Source organism: Comamonas thiooxydans (assembly GCF_002157685.2).
In the GTDB taxonomy this organism is placed as follows: domain Bacteria; phylum Pseudomonadota; class Gammaproteobacteria; order Burkholderiales; family Burkholderiaceae_C; genus Comamonas; species Comamonas testosteroni_H.
Genome location: NZ_AP026738.1, coordinates 1353335 through 1373823, shown reverse-complemented (window position 1 = coordinate 1373823; position 20489 = coordinate 1353335). Strand labels below are relative to the sequence as shown.

Genomic DNA, 20489 nt, shown 5'->3' with positions numbered 1-20489 from the left:
GCAGCCTCAGCCCTTGGCGGCCGCTTCCCAGGTCGTGCCCGCGGCCGAGTCCTTGAGGACAATGCCCTGATCGAGCAGATCCTTGCGGATGCGGTCGGCCTCGGCCCAGTTCTTGGCAGCCTTGGCCTCTGCGCGCGCGGCAATCTGCGCTTCAATCGCGGCAGCGTCCACACCTTCGGCACCGGCCTGCAGAAACTTCTGCGGCTCGGCCTGCAGCAGGCCCAGGCATGCCCCCAGGGCCTTGAGCAAGCCCGCCACCTCGGGCGACTTGCTGCGATTGACCTCGGCAGCCAGCTCGAACAGCACCGCCACGGCCTCGGGCGTGCCGAAGTCTTCATCCATCGCCGCCTTGAAGCGGGCGGCATAGGGATTGCTCCAGTCGATCTGCACCTCGGCAGGCGTCACCAGGTCCAGCGCGGTATAGAGGCGCTTGAGCGCACCGCGCGCATCATCGAGATGCACATTGGAATAGTTCAGCGGGCTGCGGTAGTGACTGCGCACGACGAAGAAACGGATGGTCTCGGCGTCGTATTCCTTGAGCACGTCGCGGATGGTGAAGAAGTTGCCCAGCGACTTGGACATCTTCTCGTTGTCCACGTTGATGAAGCCGTTGTGCATCCAGGTCCGGGCGAACGGCTTGCCGGTCGCACCCTCGCTCTGGGCAATCTCGTTCTCGTGGTGGGGGAACTGCAGATCCGCACCGCCGCCATGGATGTCAAAGCTTTCGCCCAGCAGCTCGCAGCCCATGGCCGAGCATTCGATATGCCAGCCGGGGCGGCCTTCACCAAACGGACTTTGCCATCTCACATCGGCCGGCTCGTCGGCCTTGGCCGACTTCCACAGCACAAAGTCCAGCGGGTCGTGCTTGCCGTCGGCCACAGCCACGCGTTCACCGGCGTTGAGCTCGTCCAGCGACTTGCCCGAGAGCTTGCCGTAGCCCGGAAACTTGCGCACGGCGTAGTTCACATCGCCGTTGCCGGCCTGGTAGGCCAGGCCCTTGCCCTGCAAGCGGGCGATCATGCTCAGCATCTGCGGCACATACTCGGTGGCGCGTGGCTCCAGCGTGGGGCGCTCGATGCCCAGCGCATCCGCGTCCTGGTGCAGCGCATCGATCATGCGATCGGTGAGGCTGCGTATGGTCTCGCCGTTTTCCACCGCACGCCTGATGATCTTGTCATCGATGTCGGTGATGTTGCGCACATAGGTCACCTTGTAGCCGCTCGCGCGCAGCCAGCGCTGCACCACGTCGAAAGCCACCATGGAGCGTGCATGGCCCAGGTGGCAGAGGTCATAGACCGTCATGCCACAGACGTACATACGCACATGGCCCGGCTCAAGCGGCGAAAACGATTCCAGTGCACGCGACAGCGTGTTGTAGATACGCAAACTCATGAATCTTGAAATAGGGAGAGAGGGTGGCGAGCAGCAGCACTGGTCATGCCTGCGATGCATAAACCGTGCCTGCCATTCCCTGAGGCTGAAAAATGCGCACTAGCATCCAGACACATCCCGGTCCGGCCAGACGCCTAAGCGCCGCACACCCCTCAGCTACAATTCTTCGCAGTATAAGCTCCCGCCGCAGCGCAGTTTTGCGGCGCCATGAAAGCACCTACATGCCTGTACGCAACTTGTTCAGTACCGCAGCGCGTGCGGCAGCCCTGGCTGCCTTGCTCGCTGCAGGTAGCGCCCACGCCGACGATTACACGGATGTTGCCCAGTTGCTCAAAAGCGGCAAGACGCAGCAGGCGCTGCAAAAAGCGGACACCTATCTGGCCAAGAATTCACGCGACCCGCAGATGCGTTTTCTGCGCGGCATCGCGCTGAGCAATGACGGCAAGACCGAGGACGCGATTGCGGCGTTTCGCCAGCTGACCGAGGACTATCCCGAGCTGCCAGAGCCCTATAACAACCTGGCCGTGATCTATGCACGTCAGGGCGATCTGGATCGCGCCCGCGCCGCACTCGAAGCTGCCGTGCGCAACAACCCAAACTATGCCGTGGCCCACGAGAACCTGGGCGATATCTATGCCCGCCTGGCCTATCAGTCCTATGCGCAGTCCCTGGCCAAGGGCGGCCGCCCCGCGGCCCTGAACCCAAAGCTCAAGCAGCTCAAGGACTTGCTGCAGCCCGCGACCGCCCTCGCAGCGCCTGCCCCGGCCCAGCCTGCACAGCGCTGAACCCGTTTTTTCCATCACTGCCCTCTTGTGAAGCTGGCCGGTGCCCTCAGCTGCCTCAAGCCTATTTTGGCAGCCGCTGTCCAGCGGCCTTGCCCAAGGCCCACTTACCCAGGAATATGACCATGCTGAATTTCCGTCGAAACAGCCTCAAGGCCCTGTCCGCCATTGCGCTGACAGCCACTGTTTTTGCAATCCCCGGCCTGGCCCAGGCGCAATCCAAGGTGCAGCTCAAGACCAGCATGGGCGATATCGTGGTCGAACTCAACGATGCCAAGGCCCCCAAGAGCGCGGCCAACTTTCTGCAATATGTGCGTGACAAGCACTACGACGGCACGGTGTTCCACCGCGTCATCGACGGCTTCATGATCCAGGGCGGCGGCATGGACGCCAATCTGAACGAGAAGCCCACGCGCGCCCCGATTCCGCTGGAAGCCGGCAACGGCCTCAAGAACGACCGCGGCACGATTGCCATGGCACGCACCAGCAACCCCAATTCCGCCACCTCGCAGTTTTTCATCAATGTGGTGAACAACGATATGCTCAACCCCAAGCCCGACAGCCATGGCTATGCCGTCTTCGGCAAGGTCGTCCAGGGCATGGATGTGGTGGACAAAATCCGCGCCGTGGCTACGGGCAACCGTGGCATGCACCAGAATGTGCCTACGACGCCGGTAACAATCCTCTCCGCCACCGAAATCAAGTAAACAACCCGGCGGCGCTGCCCCTGCCGGGCCACGCCCGCCTCTTTACTCCATCCTCTAGAAAGCACAGACATGAGCAATCCCCAAGTCGAACTGCACGTGACCATCAACGTGGCTGACACTGCAACCCAGGGCGTGATCACCCTGGAACTGGACGCCGTGAACGCGCCCAAGTCCACCGAGAACTTCCTGAACTACGTGAACCAGGGCTTCTACAACGGCACCATCTTCCACCGCGTGATCAAGAACTTCATGATCCAGGGCGGCGGTTTTGCGGCCGACATGAAGCAGAAGGAAACTGCTGCGCCCATCGAGAACGAAGCCAAGAACGGCCTGAAGAACGACAAGTACACGATTGCCATGGCTCGCACCAGCGATCCTCACAGCGCAACTGCCCAGTTCTTCATCAACACCGTGGACAACGGCTTCCTGAACCACACCGCTCCCACCGGCCAGGGCTGGGGCTATGCCGTGTTCGGCAAGGTCGTCAAGGGTGAAGAAGTCGTGGACGCCATCAAGAAGGTGCGCACCACTCGCAAGGGCTTCCACGACGACGTGCCTTTCGACGCCGTGGTGATCGACAAGGCGATCGCGATCTAACCCCCTGAGGCGCTGCGCGCCTTCCCCCCAAGGGGGACGACGGCCTCGCTGCGAGGCGGCTCTTGCTTGCCGCCTCTCGCTCGGGGCCGTTATTGTTTTCAGGCTGCCCACCATCATCACATGACTGAATCTTCAGATCCCCGCACGACGGCTCCTCAGGTGGCGCAGCTGCAAGGCGCACCCGGCTGGCGAGCCATCGACTTTATTTCCGATCTGCATCTGCAGCCTTCGGAGCCGCAGACGGTCGAAGCCTGGCGCAGCTATCTGGCCCGCAGTGCCGCCGACGCCATCTTCATCCTCGGCGATCTGTTTGAAGTCTGGGTGGGTGACGATGCGCTCGATGAGCCCGGCAGCTTCGAGGCCGAATGCGCTGCCGTGCTGCGCGAGGCAGCGCAGCAGCGCCCGCTGTTCTTCATGGTCGGCAACCGCGACTTTCTGGCCGGTGACGAGTTTCTGCGCCGCAGCGGCATGACCGGCCTGAACGACCCCACTGTGCTGCGGTGGGCTGGCCCCAGCATCCTGCTCAGCCATGGCGATGCACTATGCTTGGATGATGTGGAGTACCAGCAATTCCGTGCTGTGTCGCGCTCCGCCGCCTGGCAACAGCAGTTGCTGGCCCAACCACTGGCCGTGCGCCGCGCGATCGGCAGATCGGCACGCAGCGAAAGCGAGCAACGCAAGCAAAGCGGCGCGCCCTATGCGGATGCCGACGCGCAAATGAGCGCCACCTGGATGCAGGCCGCGCAAGCGCCCTGGCTGATTCACGGCCATACTCATCAGCCCGCCGACCACGCGCTGGGCAAGGGACAATGGCGCATCGTGCTCAGCGACTGGCATATCGATGCCGATACGCATCGCAGCGAGGTGCTGCGAGTGACGCCCGAAGGCTGGCAGCGCATGCCGCCCGAGCTGGCCTGATGCGCCGCCCCAGTTGGCGCTATTCAATTCAGAGCTTCTTGCGCATGCTATTCATAGATTTCAGATTTAAAACCATCTAAGATCCATGAATAACAGGCGCCAACAGCTATTAAATTTGCTAGCCTGGCAGGTACGAAAGCCCGCTGCCCACAGAGCTGGAGCACCGGGCTTCTTTGTTTACGGCCAGATCTCAAACCGAGATGGCGGAAGCCGAGCCTACTTGCTTGCGCAGCTCGAACTTCTGGATCTTGCCCGTGCTGGTCTTGGGCAGCTCGCCAAACACCACGGCGCGCGGCACCTTGTAGCCGGCCAGATGCTTTTTGCAGTGGGCAATGATGTCCTCGGCCGTGGTTTCGGCTCCGGCCTTGAGCTCGATGAAGGCGCAGGGCGTCTCGCCCCATTTGGGATCGGGCTTGGCCACCACGGCCGCAGCCAGCACGGCGGGATGGCGATAGAGCACATCCTCCACTTCGATCGAGGAGATGTTCTCGCCACCCGAGATGATGATGTCCTTGCTGCGGTCCTTGATCTGGATATAGCCGTCGGGATGCTGCACCGCCAGGTCGCCGCTGTGGAACCAGCCGCCGCGGAAGGCTTCCTGCGTCGCCTGCGGATTCTTGAGATAGCCCTTCATGGCGATATTGCCCTGGAACATGATCTCCCCCATGGTCTGGCCATCGCGCGGCACAGGCTGCATGGTTTCAGGGTCCAGCACGGCGGCAGAGCGCTGCAGGTGGTAGCGCACGCCCTGGCGCGAGTTCAGGCGGGCGCGCTCGCCGATGTCGAGCAGATCCCAGGCCTCGTGCTTGGCGCAGACCGTGGCCGGACCATAGGTTTCGGTCAGACCATAGACATGGGTGATGTCAAAGCCCATGGCCTCCATGCCCTCGATCATCGATGCGGGCGGCGCGGCCCCTGCCACCATGGCCTTGACGCCTGCGGGCACGCCCTGCTTCATGGCGGCCGGCGCATTCACCAACAGGCTGTGCACAATGGGTGCGCCGCAGTAATGGCTCACGCCATGGTTGCGAATGGCGTCGAAGACTGCCTGCGGCTCCACCCGGCGCAGGCAGACATTTACAGCCGCGCGCGCTGCCACCGTCCAGGGGAAGCACCAGCCATTGCAATGGAACATGGGCAGCGTCCACAGATAGACGGCGTGCTTGGGCATATCCCACTCCAGCACATTGCTGATGGCATTGTTGTGCGCGCCGCGATGGTGGTAGACTACGCCCTTGGGGTTGCCCGTGGTGCCGCTGGTGTAGTTCAGCGCAATCGCATCCCATTCGTCGCCGGGCAACTGCCATTCGAAACCGGCATCGCCTGCTGCCACGAAGCTCTCGTAGTCGATGGCACCGATCTGCTCGGCCGCCTCGCCATAGACGCTGTCCTCGACCTGGATCACATAAATGGGTTCTGTGCCATTGCGCAGTTTGAGCGCCCTGGCCATCAAGGCCGCGAACTCGGGGTCCACGATCAAGGCCTTGGCTTCGCCGTGATCCAGCATGAATGCCAGGGTCTCGGCATCGAGCCGGGTATTGAGCGTGTTGAGCACGGCACCAGCCATAGGCACGCCAAAGTGCGCCTCCACCATGGGCGGCGTATTGGGCAGCATGACGGCCACGGTGTCGTTCTTGCCAATGCCGATTTTCTGCAGGCTGCTGGCCAGCTGACGGCAACGCGCATAGGTCTGCGCCCAGCTCTGGCGCAAGTCGCCGTGAACAATGGCCAGGCGCTCGGGGTAGACCTCGGCCGTGCGGGCAATAAAGCTCAACGGCGTCAGCGCGGCGTAGTTGGCGGTATTCGGGGCAAGATTCAGATCGAAAGAACTTGTCATGTTTGTCTCCTGAGCGTTTTGTACTCCAGCATCGGCCACGCCAGGCTTACAACCGAGCGCCATGCAGGCCTGTTGTGATCGGGATCAAGCAGCTGCGCCCGAAATGGCCACTCCACGCCGGCAAACCGGCATGCAACATGCGCAGAAAACCAGAGCAATGCAAAAGGTCATTCAGCGAGACAGTACTTTCAACAGCTTCTGAAAATCGATAAATTCATTTGAAATCAAACACATGGAATCCTGTTGAAAAATCCCCTCATTCCCCAGGCAGGGCCAACTCATGCAAGTCATCTATAAGACATCATTTATCTGACAGAGCAATCATCAGGACTTCGAATCGCTTTTAGAATGCGCACATGTTTTGAGTACATGACTGCCTGCACTGGCAGTGCAAGACCGGCATCTCTGCCCGCACGGAGCCGGTCGCAAGCCTCAAGACTGAGTGGCGGAGGAGACGTTTTAGAGGAGAGCCTGGCAATGACCCAGGCATCAGGAGACCTGAGCCTGCACCCATGGGTGCAGGCTTTTTTTTGCCCGCCTGCTCCATTCCTGCCACGCCCTCGGCCATTGCCGAAAAAGGCAGAATACAAGGGTGGCCATTCCCCAATCATTCATCCAAGAGTTGCTATCCCGCGTCGACGTCGTCGACATCGTGGGCCGCTATGTGCAGCTCAAAAAGGGCGGCGCCAACTTCATGGGCCTATGCCCGTTCCATAGCGAGAAGTCGCCCTCTTTCACCGTCAGCCCCAGCAAGCAGTTCTTTCACTGCTTTGGCTGTGGCAAGAATGGCAATGCCATCGGCTTTCTGATGGAGCATGCCGGCATGGGCTTTGTCGAAGCCGTGCAGGAGCTTGCCAACCAATGCGGTCTGCAAGTGCCGCAGGACGACATCAGTCCTGCCGAGCGCCAGCGCCAGGCTCAGCAAAAGCAAAAGGCGGAAACACTGAGTGATCTGCTGGAAAAAGCCGGCGAGTCCTATCGCAAGCAGCTCAAGGCAGCTCCGAAAGCCATCGAGTATCTGAAAAAGCGCGGCGTCTCCGGCGAAGTCTCCAAGCGCTTTGGCCTGGGCTATGCCCCTGCAGGCTGGCATGGTCTGGCCAGCGTATTTGCCGAGTACGACAACCCGCAGCTCGAAGAATGCGGGCTGGTCATCGTGGGCGAGGACGACAGCCGCCGCTACGACCGCTTCCGCGACCGGCTCATGTTCCCGATTCGCAATGTCAAAGGCGAGTGCATAGGCTTTGGCGGGCGGGTGTTCGGTGATGAAAAACCCAAATACCTGAACTCCCCCGAAACACCGGTCTTCCACAAGGGCCGCGAACTCTACGGCCTTTACGAAGCCCGGCAGGCCCTGCGCGACATGGGCTACGCCCTGGTCACCGAAGGCTATATGGACGTGGTGGCGCTGGCCCAGCTGGGCTTTGCCAATGCCGTGGCCACGCTGGGAACAGCCTGCACGCCCGAGCATGTGCAAAAGCTGTTTCGATTCACCGATGCCGTGGTCTTCAGCTTCGACGGTGACGGCGCGGGCCGGCGCGCCGCGCGCAAGGCGCTGGATGCGGCCCTGCCGCTGGCGACGGACACGCGCTCCATCAAATTCCTGTTCCTGCCCTCGGAACATGACCCCGACAGCTTCATCCGCGAATTCGGCCCCGAGGCCTTCTCGCGCTATGTAGGCGACGCAACGCCACTGAGCCGCTTTCTCATCGAATCGGCCAGCGAAGGCTGCGACCTGGGACAGACAGAAGGCCGTGCCCACATGGCCAGCAACGCCCGACCGCTGTGGTCGCTGTTGCCCGACGGAGCCCTCAAGCGCCAGCTGCTCTCCGAAATCGCAGCCCTGGCCCAGTTGGACTCGCGCGACCTCACCGATATCTGGGCGCAGGAAACCGCACGCACAGCCCCCATTGCCCGCCGCGCGCCTGCGCCCTCCGGCCCTCAGGCACCGGAATGGGATGCGCCTGCGGCCAACTGGGAAAGCGCCCCCGACTGGGCCGATGCCGCAGCACCGGCTCCCTCCTACCCGAGCCAGGGCAGCGGTGGCAACTGGTCGGGCCGCAAGGAATTCGGTCGCCAGCGCAAACCCTGGGGCAAAAAGGGCGAGGACTGGAACCCGCCGCAGCTGGGCCCGCGCCCCACACCGGTCAGCCGCGAAGACCAGGCCGCACGCCTGCTGATGTGTCACATGGAGTTCATGGAAGAGATGACCCATGAGGATTTCGATGCCCTGGCTCGCTGCAACCAAAGCCATGCCCCCTTGTTCCGTTGGCTGGAGGCTCAGTTCACCGAGTCCGGGCCGCGCTCCTGGGCAGTGCTGCGCGAGCAATTGCAAGGCACTCCCTGCGAACCGCTGGCCCAAAAGCTCATGAGCGGCGCCCATGCCAACCCCGAAGGTGAAGTGGACGAGTTGCGCAAGGAATTGCGCGGCACTCTCAATCTGATTCTGGTAGATCACCTCAAGCGCGAAGAAGCCAAGGCGCTCAAGGAGATTGCTACGGACCCCACCGCGGCAAGACGTTACATTGAGTTTCAACAGCGGCGAAAGAATTTATCTGTAATTATTAGCTCCGCCTCTTGACATCTTTAAAAAAGGTATAATTTAGGGGATATAGGCAAGAGCGACAGCAACACCTCCGACCCGGGCACCGTGAAGAAATCACGTGATGGCAGCAACTGCATGGCCCATTTCTCGCAAGGATTGCATACCAAATGATCGCCCCAACATCTTGCCATGGAGTCTTTGTGCTCCACCGGACAGGCTAGACCTGTTCTTGCGCCAGCTTTCATGGCGTTTGTTTGCATTTTCCGTTTTCCTTTGTGTGTTTGTGTGTGTTCGTACCGTGAGAGGTGTTCATGCCCGTTTCAAAGTCCGTGAAGTCCAAGCAGGCCCCAGAAGCTTCAGCAAAGCCCAAGACCTCTAAAACTTCCACTTCCACAGCAGAGCCCGTGAAAAAGGCCAGTGCCAGCAAGCCTGCTGTGAAGAAGAGTGCTGCATCTGCAGCCGAAGCAAAGAAAGACACCACCGTGGTTACCAAGTCACAAGCCGAACTCAAAGCCATGGCCGATGCGCTGCTGGCGCAGGCAACTCCCAAACGCGGCCGCAAGAAGGCCGAAGAAGACGACGACACAGCGGCCGCTCCCGCCGCCAAGAAGGCTGTCGCCAAAAAGGCCCCTGCAGCCAAGAAGGCCACCGCCGTCAAGGCCCCTGCTGCCAGCGCCGATGCCGACAAGGCTCCCGCCAAGCGCGGTCGCAAGCCCAAGGCCAAGGAGGCCGACGAGGACATGGATGATGCAGACCTGTCGGATATCGACAGCGATCTGGAAGGTGAAGTCGAAGAGGAGGCATCGACCGAAGCGTCTGCTGCTCCTGCCGAAAAGGCCAAACCTCTGCGCATGAAGATCAGCAAGGCGAAGGAACGCGCCTTGATGAAGGAATTCGGCCTGGACGAGACTGTTCTGACCGAAGAGGAAATGAACACCCGCCGTCAGCGTCTGAAGATGCTGATCAAGCTGGGCAAGACCCGCGGCTACCTGACCCACGCCGAAATCAACGACCACCTGCCCGACAAGCTGGTCGATGCCGAAACGCTGGAAGTCGTGATCTCCATGTTGAACGACATGGGCGTGGCCGTGTACGAGCAGACTCCCGATGCGGAAACCCTGCTGCTGAACAACACAGGCCAGTCGGCGACCACCGAAGAAGAAGCGGAAGAAGAGGCCGAAGCGGCTCTGTCCACCGTGGACTCCGAATTCGGTCGCACCACCGACCCCGTGCGCATGTACATGCGTGAAATGGGCACCGTCGAACTGCTGACACGCGAAGGCGAAATCGAAATCGCCAAGCGCATCGAAGGCGGTCTGATGGACATGATGGAAGCCATCTCGGCCTCCCCTGCGACCATCGCCGAAATCCTCAACATGGCCGAGGAAATCCGCGAAGGCAAGGTTGTCATCTCCACCGTGGTGGACGGCTTCGTCAATGCCAACGAGAACGATGACTATGTGGCCGAAGAAGACTTCGACGAATACGACGAAGAAGACGACGACGACGGCAAGGGTGGCTCCAAGGCCCTGACCAAGAAGCTCGAAGAGCTGAAGAACGAAGCCCTGGGTCGCTTTGACTCCATGCGCGAGCTCTTCGACAAGATGCACAAGGTGTATGACAAGGAAGGCTACGGCACCGAGGCATACATGAAGGTGCAGAAGGCCATCACCGAAGAGCTGATGACCATTCGCTTCACGGCCAAGACGATTGAAAAGCTCTGCGATCTGGTGCGCGCCCAGGTGGACGACGTGCGCAAGAAGGAACGCGAGCTGCGCAAGATCATCGTGGACAAGTGCGGCATGCCGCAGGAGCAGTTCATCAAGGACTTCCCGCCCAACCTGCTGAACCTGGACTGGGTCCTCAAGCAAGTGGCGGCAGGCAAGAACTACAGCGCCGTGCTGGAGCGCAACATCCCGCCCGTGCAGGAGCTGCAGCAGAACCTGATCGACCTGCAAGCCCGTGTGGTTGTGCCTCTGGAAGAGCTCAAGCACATCAACAAGCGCATGAACAGCGGCGAGCGCGCCAGCCGTGACGCCAAGAAGGAAATGATCGAGGCTAACCTGCGTCTCGTGATCTCCATTGCCAAGAAGTACACCAACCGCGGTCTGCAATTCCTGGATCTAATCCAGGAAGGCAACATCGGCCTGATGAAGGCCGTGGACAAGTTCGAATACCGTCGCGGCTACAAGTTCTCGACCTATGCGACCTGGTGGATTCGTCAGGCCATCACGCGCTCCATCGCCGACCAGGCCCGCACGATCCGCATCCCGGTGCACATGATCGAGACCATCAACAAGATGAACCGCATCTCGCGCCAGCACTTGCAAGAGTTTGGTTTCGAGCCCGATGCGTCCATCCTGGCAGCCAAGATGGAGATCCCCGAGGACAAGATCCGCAAGATCATGAAGATCGCCAAGGAGCCGATCTCGATGGAAACGCCCATCGGCGACGACGACGATTCCCACCTGGGCGATTTCATCGAGGACGGCAACAACACGGCGCCTATCGATGCCGCTATGCAGGCCGGTCTGCGCGATGTGGTCAAGGACATCCTCGACGGCCTGACGCCTCGCGAAGCCAAAGTGCTGCGCATGCGCTTCGGTATCGAAATGTCCACTGACCATACGCTGGAAGAAGTCGGCAAGCAGTTTGACGTGACGCGCGAGCGCATCCGTCAGATCGAAGCCAAGGCGCTGCGCAAGCTCAAGCACCCTTCGCGCTCCGACAAGCTGCGCAGCTTCATCGACTCGCTGTAACGCTGGCTCTGCGGAACCGGCTCACCGGCTCCTTGAACCTCAAAGCCCCGACCTGCCCCAGGTCGGGGCTTTTTCGCATGCAGCCCAGGTCAGCAAGCCTTCGCTTGCGGCCAAACACACCAAAAGACACATAACGACGGAGACAGACATGAATACCCCCCACGCGAACAATGCCCTGACACGCCGCCGCTGGCTAAGCTACTCCGCTGCCTTGCTGTCTACACCTTTTGCAGCCATCGCCAATCCGCCCCAGCGCCTTGGCACGCAACTGCGTATCGTGATCCCTGCCAACCCCGGCGGCGGCTGGGACCAGACCGGCCGCGCCCTGGGCGCAGTGCTGACCAGTAGCGGCACGGTGGACAAGGTCATTTATGAAAATATCGGCGGCAAGGGCGGCACCATAGGCTTGGCCGAGTACACCAAACGCTATGGCAACGACCCCAACTGCCTGCTGATCGGCGGCATGGTCATGGTGGGCGCCCTGGCGCTGAACAAGAATTCGGCTGCGCTGCAGCAGGTGCAACCCCTGGCGCGCCTGACCAGCGACTATCTGGTGGTGGCCGTGCCCACCGACTCGCCGCTTGCCAACCCCAAGGCACTGGCCAAGGCCATGCGCGAGAACCTGCCGGCACTGACCATTGCCGGAGGTTCTGCAGGCGGTGTGGACCATATGTACGCAGGCATGCTGGCCCGCCTGGCCAAGGCCAATGCGGAGCAACTGCAATACAAACCCTTTGCCGGCGGTAACGATGTGCTCCAGGCCCTGCTGCAAAAGCAGGTGCAGGTGGGAATCTCGGGTTACAGCGAGTTCAGAGAAGCCTTGCAGGCGGGCAAGCTGCGCGCCCTCGGTGTTTCGTCACGCCGTGCCATGTTCGGCATTGCCTCCATGCGCGACCAGGGTCTGGATGCTGAAATGTCCAACTGGCGTGCCGTCTTTACAGGCCGGAATCTGCCGGCAGAACGCACCCAGCAACTGCTGGCTGCTATCGACCATGCAAGCAACCAGGACAGCTGGAAGCAAGCCCTGGTCAGCAATAATTGGAACTCTTCCTGGCAAACCGGCAAGGCACTGCATGAATTTCTGGAGGTCGAAACCTCCACTGCCCAGCTGATGACCTATCTGCTCAAGCTCAAGAGCTGATCCTCTTTGCGAGATAGCCGCATGAACATGGTCAACCACACCGCTACCTCCTCCCGCCTGTCCATTGCCGTCATGGGTGCGGGCTCGGTGGGCTGCTACTTCGGTGCTCTGCTGGCACGCGCCGGCCACCCGGTCACGCTAATCGGTAGAGCATCGCATATGCAGGCCATCAGCCAGCACGGTCTGCGTCTGCAGACGGCCACAGAAGATCTGAACATCCCCATCACCACCAGCACCGAAGCCAGTGCCGTGGCAGGCGCCGATGTGCTGCTGTTCTGCGTCAAGTCCACCGACACAGAAACTGCTGCAGCGCAGATCAAGCCCCATCTGGCGGCACACACCCAGGTGCTGAGCTTGCAGAACGGCGTGGACAACGATCGGCGCCTGCGCCTGGTGCTGGGCCAGCAGCCGGTGGCTGCTGCCGTAGTCTATGTCGCCACCGCCATGGCCGGCCCAGGCCATGTGCGTCACTTCGGCCGGGGCGAGCTGGTCATCGCGCCCTGTCCGCAGGGCGACGAGATTGCACTCCAGTTCAGCGCAGCAAACATCCCCACCCAGACCTCGGACGGCGTGCTGACCGCACTCTGGCAAAAACTCATCATCAACTGCGTGTACAACGCACTCTCCGCCCTCACCCAGCAGCCCTATGGCTGGCTGATCGCGCAGCAGGGTGTACCTGCAGTCATGCAGGATATTGCCGCCGAATGCAAGGCCGTGGCTCTGGCCGACGGCGTGCTGCTGCCGGCCTCCGTGGACGAGGCTGTAGCGGCCATAGCGCGCACCATGCCTCGGCAGCTCTCTTCCACGGCCCAGGATCTGGCGCGCGGCAAGCCTACGGAAATCGACCATCTCAACGGCTATGTGGTGCGACGCGGTCAGGCCCTGGGCATTGCCACGCCGATCAACCGTCTGCTGCAGGTGATGGTGCAACTCAAGCAAATGCCGACACAAAAGCAGGAACTATGATTTCCATAGCTGCTTGTTCTGACAAATCAATGGCTAGAGTCAATTTTTACACCCAGAAACACCTAAGCCAGTACTAACACTTCCGGCATGGCTCGCCACCCCGTCCCGAGGGCTGCTTCAGCTCTGCCCCTATTGCTACAAACCCTGAAGCAAGCGCGTCTTCTCCCTGATTCGTGGCTGACCAGCAACACTTGCGCGCTGTTTGTGGCCTTTATCACTTCAAGGCGTTGCAGTCGAAGATTTGAAGCTACTAAACTTGTAGCAAAATAAATTAACCGCTATAGTCCATTGGACATGGCACTGAAAGCGCCTAGTGCGCCCAGCTCGACAACATCATTGCGCAAGGAGAAGCGTCCATGAGCTCCAAGGAAAACGCCGCCATCAACCAGCTGTTCGAGAAGCTCGAATGCCGCTATGCGCTGCGCGTGCTGTGGGCTTTGCGGGATGGTCATCCCCAGACCTTCCGATTGCTGCAAGACAGTGTGGGCGGCATCACCCCCAACACCTTGAACACCCGTATCAAGGAGCTGCGCGAGTGCGGCCTGCTCGAGCATGGCAGCGACGGCTACACCGTCACCCTGACCGGGCAGGATCTGCTCAAGCGCCTGTCCGATGTACAAGCCTTTGCCAACCGCTGGGTTGCCGCGCGCGCCAAGAAGTAAACCTTGCCGCTGTTGCGGCCGGGGGACTGGCAGCAAGCGGGTGCACCACTATCATCCAAGGGCCCCAAGCGTGCTTGGCGGGCCCTTTTTTCCATCGCCTTTTTCTGCTTTGCGCTGAAAGGAAATCATCATGGCATTCAACACTACTGCCTCCGGCCTGCAATACGAAGACACCGTCGTGGGCGAAGGCGCCGAAGCCAAGGCCGGTCAGAACGTGACCGTGCACTACACCGGCTGGCTCTACAACAATGGCGTGCAAGGCGCCAAGTTCGACTCCAGCAAGGACCGCAACGATCCTTTCGTCTTTCCCCTGGGCGCCGGCATGGTCATCAAGGGCTGGGACGAAGGCGTGCAGGGCATGAAGGTGGGGGGCCAGCGCACGCTGCTAATCCCCGCTGCCCTGGGCTATGGTGCGCGCGGCGCCGGTGGCGTGATCCCGCCCAACGCCACGCTGAAGTTTGACGTGGAACTGCTGGCTGTCTAAAAAACAGGCTGGTTCATCAAAAAAGCGGCTCTCCGAAGCCGCTTTTTTTTCTATGCAAGAGGCCCGGCACAGATGCTGCTTATGTCTCATCCGCCTCGAACAGCACCCTGTGCAACGACGTATAGGCCTTGTCACCCGCAGCATCTCGTATGCGTGGAGCCAGCGCTGCCAGTTGCTCATAACCCATGGCCGCCTCCACCGCCAGATTCAGTCTGAAGCCCTTGAGCCCAAGAGCCCCCGTGATGGACACCGCTATCGGATAGGCTCTCTGGTAGCGTCTCTGTGCGCTGCCAGGGTCGACGTCAGCAGCCGCCAACGATACCGAACTGCTCTTTGAGAGCGAAGATGCATGGGCCTGCGCTGCTGCATCAGCCACGACGGACGACTCTCTTGTGGCCAGCCAGCCCTTGCCGACCAGCGCCAGAATATCGTCCTTGTTCACCCCCAGCGCCGAGGTCGCCTCCAGCACCTGCATGAGGCTGCGACGACCGTCAAACAGCAAAAAGGCCGAGCGCAGCCGCTGGCTCAGATCGGCATGGCGCTCCTTGAAGGCCAGCTGGCCCTCGGGTGTTTTGACTAGATACATCGCCCCTGCCCTCTGTGCATTGAATTGCTTTCCGCCCTGCAGGGTGGCAGCTATGGCTGCAGCTGAAAAGCGGGTTTTCCTGCAAGCCTGATCCGCCCATGCTCCAGATCAGCTCACGGCGGATATTCAGCAGAAAACTGCCTCGAACCCGATCCAAAAGATCGCTGAAGGCCATCAAATCAAGAGTTTTTCAAACTCTCGCCCGCCGCTGCTCCCACCAGCTGACGAGCAATGTGGTGGCAAAGCCCACCGGCACGCCAAACACTCCGGCCGAGATGGGCTGAATACCCCACCATAGCGCTTCGCCACGAAGGACTGACGGCAGCACCCCTTGCAGGCCCGGAACATGAGAGACCATGTAGTAAAGCGTCACGGCCAGGCCCAGCAGCATGCCAGCCACCGCACCACGGCGCGTTGTGCCGCGCCAGAAGATGCCCAGCACCATGGCCGGCACAAAAGCCGAGCCCGCCAAAGAGAAGGAGGCCGAGACCATGGGAAGAATGTCCGAAGAGCGCCGCGCCGCCACAAACGCCGCCGACAGGGCCACCAGCAGCAATGCGAATTTGGAAAGAATCACGCGCTGTTCGGGCGACATGCGGCGCTTGCGCGTATCCAGGCGCTGGCGCTCCTGGAAATAGAGATCCCGCACCAGGGCATTGCTGATGGTCAGCAGCAGTCCGTCGGCCGTGGACAGGGCCGCAGCCAGTCCGCCCGCAGCCACCAGCCCGGAGAGCACATAAGGCATGCCGCCGAGCTCTGGAGTGGCCAGCATGATGAGGTCGGCCCCCATGCGGATTTCGGCAAACTGCAAAATGCCATCGCCGTTGATGTCCTCCACCGACAGCAGCGAGGCGTCCACCCTTGACCACTGCGCTATCCAGTTCGGCAAGGCATCGAAATGCGTGCCAACGAGATTGCTCATGACCTCGTACTTCACCAGCACAGCCAAGGCTGGTGCCCCCAGATACAGCAACCCGATGAAGAACAGCGACCAGGCTACAGAAGTACGTGCGGCAGACACCGAGGGAACCGTGAAATAGCGCGTGAGCAAGTGCGGCAGCCCGGCCGTGCCGACCATCAAGCAGAACATCAACGCCAGAAAGTTGCGCCGACTTTCCTCATAGGCCCGCTGCTCGGCCGGCGAGCCATCCGGATCCCCCGCGAAAGGCTGGCTTTGCAGCGGCATGCCGCCCAGCGGCTTGGCCCGCTCATAGGCCTCGTGCAACTCACGGCTCCAGAGCTCGCGCGCCGCCGCCTCGTCCTTGGGCATGGCGGCCAGCTCCCGGCTGGCGGCCATGATGGCGCCGATATTGCCGCTGCTGGTGCGCAGCTCGCGGATGTGCTCGCTCAGTGCCTGGCGTTCAGCCGCCAGCACATTGGGCACATCGCGCAGCTTGGCCTGCAGCACCTGAGCGCGGGTGCGGTAGGCCTCCAGCACCGACTGCTCGGCCTCTGAGGAAAGCAACTGCTGCTCCATGGCGCCAATCTTGCCCAGTTGCTGGCTATAGGCCAACTGCGCCCAGGGGTTGCCCAGCTGTTTGTAGGCCAGCCAGGAAACCGGCAGCATGAAGGCCAGCAGGATCACCACATATTGCGCCACCTGGGTCCAGGTGATCGCCCGCATGCCGCCGAGGAACGAGCACAGCAGCACGCCGCCCAGCCCCAGCATGATGCCGATCTCGAACTGCACGCCGGTCAGCCGCGCGGCAATCAGGCCCACGCCATAGATCTGCGCCACCACATAGGTGAAGGAACAGGTGATGGCCGCCAGCGCAGCAATGATGCGCGGCCAACGTCCGCCATAGCGCGCCTGAAAGAAATCCGGCACGGTATAGAGATTCATGGCCCGCAGATAGGGGGCAATCAGCATGCCGACCAGGCAGAACCCGCCCGTCCATCCCAGGACATAGGCCAGTCCTCCGGGCTGCGTACCGGTTCCCGAAAAGCCTTGCAGATAAAGCGCGCCGGAGAGGCTGATGAACGAGGCTGCGCTCATCCAGTCGGCAGCAGCCGCCATGCCGTTGTAGAAAGGCGGAATGCGCCGGCCGGCGACGAAATACTCCTCGGCATCGCTGGTGCGCGAGTACACGCCGATGGCCGCGTACACCATCACCGTGGAGAACAGGAAGATGGGCCCGATCCAGTGGCGAGAGAGCCCGCGCTCCTCGGCCCAGAGCATGGTCAGCAGAAAGCCTGCCGTTCCCAGCACATAGAGAAACAGAATGCGATGCAGCCGCCAGTGATAGGCACGGCTCAGAACTGGCCGCTCAGGCATGAAGATCGGAAGTGGCAGAGGAGGCGTCGTGAGCCTCAGCCGCTTTGCGCGCCTCGTCACGCGCCTGTTGACGTTCGAAATAGTCCATGGCCACACAATAGACCACGATGATGAGCAGGAACATCAGGACCGCCCCTTGGGCCGCCATCCAGTAGGCCACGGGCCAGTCGGGCACCAGCGCCTGGATATCGCGTGCAAAGTAGCAGATGCCAAATGAAAATACCACCCAGACCGTCAGCAGCAAGGCCTTGAGTCTCAGGTGGTAGGTATCGTGCAGATCCGGCGGGAAGGTGACTTCCACCGGATTGCCCAAAGCATCGAATGCCTGTCGCGGAGCACCCGAAACAGCATCGTCATGCACGGGCGCGTGATGCGTCTGCATGCCGATGCGCAAGGCTTATTCAGCCAGCTTCTGCCAGGTGGAGACCACGCTGTCAGGGTTCAGAGAGATGGACGAAATGCCTTCATCGGCCAGCCACTTGGCAAAGTCAGGGTGGTCCGAAGGGCCTTGGCCGCAGATGCCCACATACTTGTTCTGGTCGCGGCAGGCCTTGATGGCACGAGCCAGCAGCTTCTTGACGGCGGGGTCGCGCTCGTCGAAGTCGGCGGCCAGAAGTTCCAGGCCCGAGTCGCGGTCCAGGCCCAGAGTCAGCTGGGTCAGGTCGTTGGAGCCCACGGAGAAGCCGTCGAAGTATTCAAGGAACTCTTCGGCCAGCACGGCGTTGGAAGGCACTTCGCACATCATGATCAGCTGCAGGCCGTTCTCGCCGCGCTTGAGGCCGTTTTCGGCCAGCAGCTCGGTCACGCGCTTGGCCTGGCCCAGGGTACGCACGAAGGGGATCATGATCTTGACGTTGGTCAAGCCCATATCCTCACGCACGCGGAGCAGGGCTTCGCATTCCATCTTGAAGGCTTCGCCGAACTCGGCCGAGATGTAACGCGCTGCACCGCGGAAGCCCAGCATGGGGTTCTCTTCCTCTGGCTCGTAGCGGCTGCCGCCGATCAGCTTGCGGTATTCGTTGGACTTGAAGTCGGACATGCGCACGATCACGGGCTTGGGCCAGAAAGCGGCGGCAATCGTTGCCACGCCTTCGGTCACCTTGTCCACGTAGAACGCACGCGGAGATGCATGGCCGCGGGCCACGGACTCGACAGCCTTCTTCAGATCGGCGTCAACGGCGGGGTAGTCCAGGATGGCCTTGGGGTGGACGCCGATATTGTTGTTGATGATGAATTCCAGACGGGCCAGACCCACGCCTTCGTTGGGCAGCTGGGCAAAATCGAAGGCCAGCTGAGGATTGCCCACGTTCATCATGATCTTGGTGGGGATGCTGGGCATCTCGCCACGCTTGACCTCGGTCACTTCGGTTTCCAGCAGGCCGTCATAGATCCTGCCGGTATCGCCTTCCGCACAGGACACGGTCACCAGTGTTTCGGCCTTGAGCAGATCGGTTGCATTGCCGCAGCCCACGACGGCAGGAATGCCCAGCTCGCGTGCAATGATGGCGGCGTGGCAGGTACGGCCACCGCGGTTGGTGACGATGGCCGAAGCCTTCTTCATGACGGGCTCCCAGTTGGGGTCGGTCATGTCGGTCACCAGCACGTCGCCAGCCTGCACCTGATCCATCTGCGAGATGTCGGACACCAGGCGCACAGGGCCGGTACCGATCTTCTGGCCGATGGCGCGGCCTTCGGCCAGCACGGTGCCCGTGCCCTTGAGCTTGTAGCGCAGCTCGGCCTGGCCCTTGGCCTGGCTCTTCACGGTTTCGGGGCGCGCCTGCAGGATGTAGAGCTGGCCGTCGGTGCCGTCCTTGCCCCACTCGATATCCATGGGGCGGCCGTAATGCTGCTCGATCACCAGGGCGTAATGCGCCAGCTGCTGCACTTCCTCGTCGGTCAGTGAATAACGGTTGCGCAGCTCGTGGGCCACATCGGTGGTCTTGACCAGCTTGCCGTCGGCAGCCTTTTCCTCGGGCGTGGCAAAGATCATCTGGATCAGCTTGGAGCCCAGATTGCGGCGGATCAGCGCCTTGTTGCCAGCCTTGAGCATGGGCTTGTGCACATAGAACTCGTCGGGGTTCACGGCACCCTGCACCACGGTCTCGCCCAGGCCATAGCTGGAGGTGATGAAGACCACGTCCTCGAAACCGGATTCGGTGTCGATGGTGAACATCACGCCGGCAGCGCCCTTGTCGGAGCGCACCATGCGCTGCACGCCGGCGGACAGTGCCACCACATCGTGCTCGAAGCCCTTGTGCACGCGGTAGGAGATGGCGCGGTCGTTGTACAGCGAGGCGAACACTTCCTTCATCTTGTGCAGCACGTCTTCGATGCCCACCACGTTCAGGAAGGTTTCCTGCTGACCGGCAAACGATGCATCGGGCAGGTCTTCTGCCGTGGCGGAAGAGCGCACGGCAAACGAAGCGGCTTCATTGCCGGCCTGCAGCGTGATGAAGTCGGCGCGGATGGCGGCTTCCAGATCGGCAGGGAAAGGCTGGTTTTCCACCATGGCGCGGATTTCCGCGCCCACAGCGGCCAGAGCGCGGACATCGTCCACGTCCAGGGCAGCCAGCTTGGCGGAGATCTTGCCGGCCAGACCCTCAAAGGCCAGGAACTCGCGGAATGCATGAGCCGTGGTGGCAAAGCCGGTAGGCACGCGCACGCCCTGGGGCAGTTGCGAGATCATCTCGCCGAGCGAGGCGTTCTTGCCGCCGACCGACTCGACGTCGGTCATGCGCAGTTTTTCGAACGGAACGACTAATGCGGTCGCTTCGAAGAGTTGAGACATGGGAAAGCTCCAAAGGTAAAAAACCGGCACGCTTGCGGCGACTGGGCTGAATG

General features: G+C 61.3%; 16 protein-coding genes. 10 read left to right on the top strand and 6 right to left on the bottom strand.

The annotated features are described in order from the left end of the window. Positions 1-6: 6 nt before the first annotated feature. Positions 7-1392 (bottom strand): cysteine--tRNA ligase, encoded by a 1386-nt coding sequence (gene cysS, locus CTR2_RS06235; RefSeq protein WP_087084685.1) that lies wholly within the window; start codon positions 1390-1392, stop codon positions 7-9. A gap of 221 nt (positions 1393-1613) precedes the next feature. Between cysS and CTR2_RS06230 the strand changes: the two genes are divergently transcribed. The 4 genes from CTR2_RS06230 (at position 1614) to CTR2_RS06215 (ending at position 4396) form a co-directional block, all read left to right on the top strand. Further along, complete coding sequence (locus CTR2_RS06230; RefSeq protein ID WP_087084686.1) at positions 1614-2177, top strand: tetratricopeptide repeat protein; 564 nt, start codon at positions 1614-1616, stop codon at positions 2175-2177. 122 nt (positions 2178-2299) lie between these two features. Beyond that, positions 2300-2881: a peptidylprolyl isomerase gene (locus tag CTR2_RS06225; protein ID WP_087085217.1), complete on the top strand. Its 582-nt coding sequence runs from the start codon at positions 2300-2302 to the stop codon at positions 2879-2881. Positions 2882-2950: 69 nt separating this feature from the next. Further along, on the top strand, positions 2951-3478 hold the full coding sequence (locus CTR2_RS06220; protein WP_087084687.1) for a peptidylprolyl isomerase: 528 nt from the start codon (positions 2951-2953) through the stop codon (positions 3476-3478). 120 nt (positions 3479-3598) lie between these two features. After that, positions 3599-4396, top strand: coding sequence for a UDP-2,3-diacylglucosamine diphosphatase (locus CTR2_RS06215; protein ID WP_087084688.1), 798 nt, complete (start codon positions 3599-3601; stop codon positions 4394-4396). Positions 4397-4586: 190 nt separating this feature from the next. Here the strand turns inward: CTR2_RS06215 and CTR2_RS06210 are convergent, their stop codons facing one another. Then, positions 4587-6233 (bottom strand): acyl-CoA synthetase, encoded by a 1647-nt coding sequence (locus CTR2_RS06210; RefSeq protein WP_087084689.1) that lies wholly within the window; start codon positions 6231-6233, stop codon positions 4587-4589. Between the two features lie 592 nt (positions 6234-6825). Here CTR2_RS06210 and dnaG point away from each other — a divergent pair. The 6 genes from dnaG to CTR2_RS06180 all read left to right on the top strand — a co-directional run bounded on the left by dnaG (position 6826) and on the right by CTR2_RS06180 (position 14787). Then, on the top strand, positions 6826-8811 hold the full coding sequence (dnaG, locus tag CTR2_RS06205) for a DNA primase (protein ID WP_087084690.1): 1986 nt from the start codon (positions 6826-6828) through the stop codon (positions 8809-8811). Between the two features lie 275 nt (positions 8812-9086). Then, a complete protein-coding gene (rpoD, locus tag CTR2_RS06200; RefSeq protein WP_087084691.1) occupies positions 9087-11534 on the top strand; it encodes an RNA polymerase sigma factor RpoD in 2448 nt (815 codons plus the stop codon). 148 nt (positions 11535-11682) lie between these two features. Then, on the top strand, positions 11683-12675 hold the full coding sequence (locus CTR2_RS06195; RefSeq protein ID WP_087084692.1) for a Bug family tripartite tricarboxylate transporter substrate binding protein: 993 nt from the start codon (positions 11683-11685) through the stop codon (positions 12673-12675). A 21-nt stretch (positions 12676-12696) separates the two neighbouring features. Continuing rightward, on the top strand, positions 12697-13641 hold the full coding sequence (locus CTR2_RS06190; protein ID WP_087084693.1) for a ketopantoate reductase family protein: 945 nt from the start codon (positions 12697-12699) through the stop codon (positions 13639-13641). Positions 13642-13997: 356 nt separating this feature from the next. Further along, on the top strand, positions 13998-14303 hold the full coding sequence (locus tag CTR2_RS06185; RefSeq protein ID WP_003057624.1) for a winged helix-turn-helix transcriptional regulator: 306 nt from the start codon (positions 13998-14000) through the stop codon (positions 14301-14303). Positions 14304-14433: 130 nt separating this feature from the next. Further along, positions 14434-14787, top strand: coding sequence for an FKBP-type peptidyl-prolyl cis-trans isomerase (locus CTR2_RS06180; protein ID WP_003070674.1), 354 nt, complete (start codon positions 14434-14436; stop codon positions 14785-14787). 79 nt (positions 14788-14866) lie between these two features. Here CTR2_RS06180 and CTR2_RS06175 read toward each other — a convergent pair whose 3' ends face one another. The 4 genes from CTR2_RS06175 to ppsA form a co-directional block, all read right to left on the bottom strand. Beyond that, on the bottom strand, positions 14867-15373 hold the full coding sequence (locus CTR2_RS06175) for a hypothetical protein (RefSeq protein WP_087084694.1): 507 nt from the start codon (positions 15371-15373) through the stop codon (positions 14867-14869). 190 nt (positions 15374-15563) lie between these two features. Further along, entirely contained in the window at positions 15564-17648 is a 2085-nt protein-coding gene (locus CTR2_RS06170; protein WP_087084695.1) for a VC_2705 family sodium/solute symporter, read from the bottom strand. Continuing rightward, the gene (locus tag CTR2_RS06165; RefSeq protein ID WP_254913427.1) at positions 17641-18030 is read right to left on the bottom strand and encodes a DUF4212 domain-containing protein; all 390 of its coding nucleotides are present in this window, start codon (positions 18028-18030) and stop codon (positions 17641-17643) included. Before CTR2_RS06165 ends, CTR2_RS06170 begins: the two co-directional genes overlap by 8 nt. Before the next feature lie 15 nt (positions 18031-18045). After that, positions 18046-20436: a phosphoenolpyruvate synthase gene (ppsA, locus tag CTR2_RS06160; protein ID WP_087084697.1), complete on the bottom strand. Its 2391-nt coding sequence runs from the start codon at positions 20434-20436 to the stop codon at positions 18046-18048. Between the last annotated feature and the right edge of the window lie 53 nt (positions 20437-20489).

Excerpts from the sequence above, each read along its gene's own strand:
- ppsA (WP_087084697.1), bottom strand. The coding sequence starts at position 20,436 with ATGTCTCAACTCTTCGAAGCGACCGCATTAGTCGTTCCGTTCGAAAAA.
- CTR2_RS06185 (WP_003057624.1), top strand. The coding sequence starts at position 13,998 with ATGAGCTCCAAGGAAAACGCCGCCATCAACCAGCTGTTCGAGAAGCTC.
- CTR2_RS06175 (WP_087084694.1), bottom strand. The coding sequence starts at position 15,373 with ATGTATCTAGTCAAAACACCCGAGGGCCAGCTGGCCTTCAAGGAGCGC.
- CTR2_RS06195 (WP_087084692.1), top strand. The coding sequence starts at position 11,683 with ATGAATACCCCCCACGCGAACAATGCCCTGACACGCCGCCGCTGGCTA.
- CTR2_RS06215 (WP_087084688.1), top strand. The coding sequence starts at position 3,599 with ATGACTGAATCTTCAGATCCCCGCACGACGGCTCCTCAGGTGGCGCAG.
- CTR2_RS06180 (WP_003070674.1), top strand. The coding sequence starts at position 14,434 with ATGGCATTCAACACTACTGCCTCCGGCCTGCAATACGAAGACACCGTC.
- CTR2_RS06210 (WP_087084689.1), bottom strand. The coding sequence starts at position 6,233 with ATGACAAGTTCTTTCGATCTGAATCTTGCCCCGAATACCGCCAACTAC.
- CTR2_RS06165 (WP_254913427.1), bottom strand. The coding sequence starts at position 18,030 with ATGCAGACGCATCACGCGCCCGTGCATGACGATGCTGTTTCGGGTGCT.
- cysS (WP_087084685.1), bottom strand. The coding sequence starts at position 1,392 with ATGAGTTTGCGTATCTACAACACGCTGTCGCGTGCACTGGAATCGTTT.
- CTR2_RS06220 (WP_087084687.1), top strand. The coding sequence starts at position 2,951 with ATGAGCAATCCCCAAGTCGAACTGCACGTGACCATCAACGTGGCTGAC.
- CTR2_RS06230 (WP_087084686.1), top strand. The coding sequence starts at position 1,614 with ATGCCTGTACGCAACTTGTTCAGTACCGCAGCGCGTGCGGCAGCCCTG.
- CTR2_RS06170 (WP_087084695.1), bottom strand. The coding sequence starts at position 17,648 with ATGCCTGAGCGGCCAGTTCTGAGCCGTGCCTATCACTGGCGGCTGCAT.
- CTR2_RS06225 (WP_087085217.1), top strand. The coding sequence starts at position 2,300 with ATGCTGAATTTCCGTCGAAACAGCCTCAAGGCCCTGTCCGCCATTGCG.
- CTR2_RS06190 (WP_087084693.1), top strand. The coding sequence starts at position 12,697 with ATGAACATGGTCAACCACACCGCTACCTCCTCCCGCCTGTCCATTGCC.
- rpoD (WP_087084691.1), top strand. The coding sequence starts at position 9,087 with ATGCCCGTTTCAAAGTCCGTGAAGTCCAAGCAGGCCCCAGAAGCTTCA.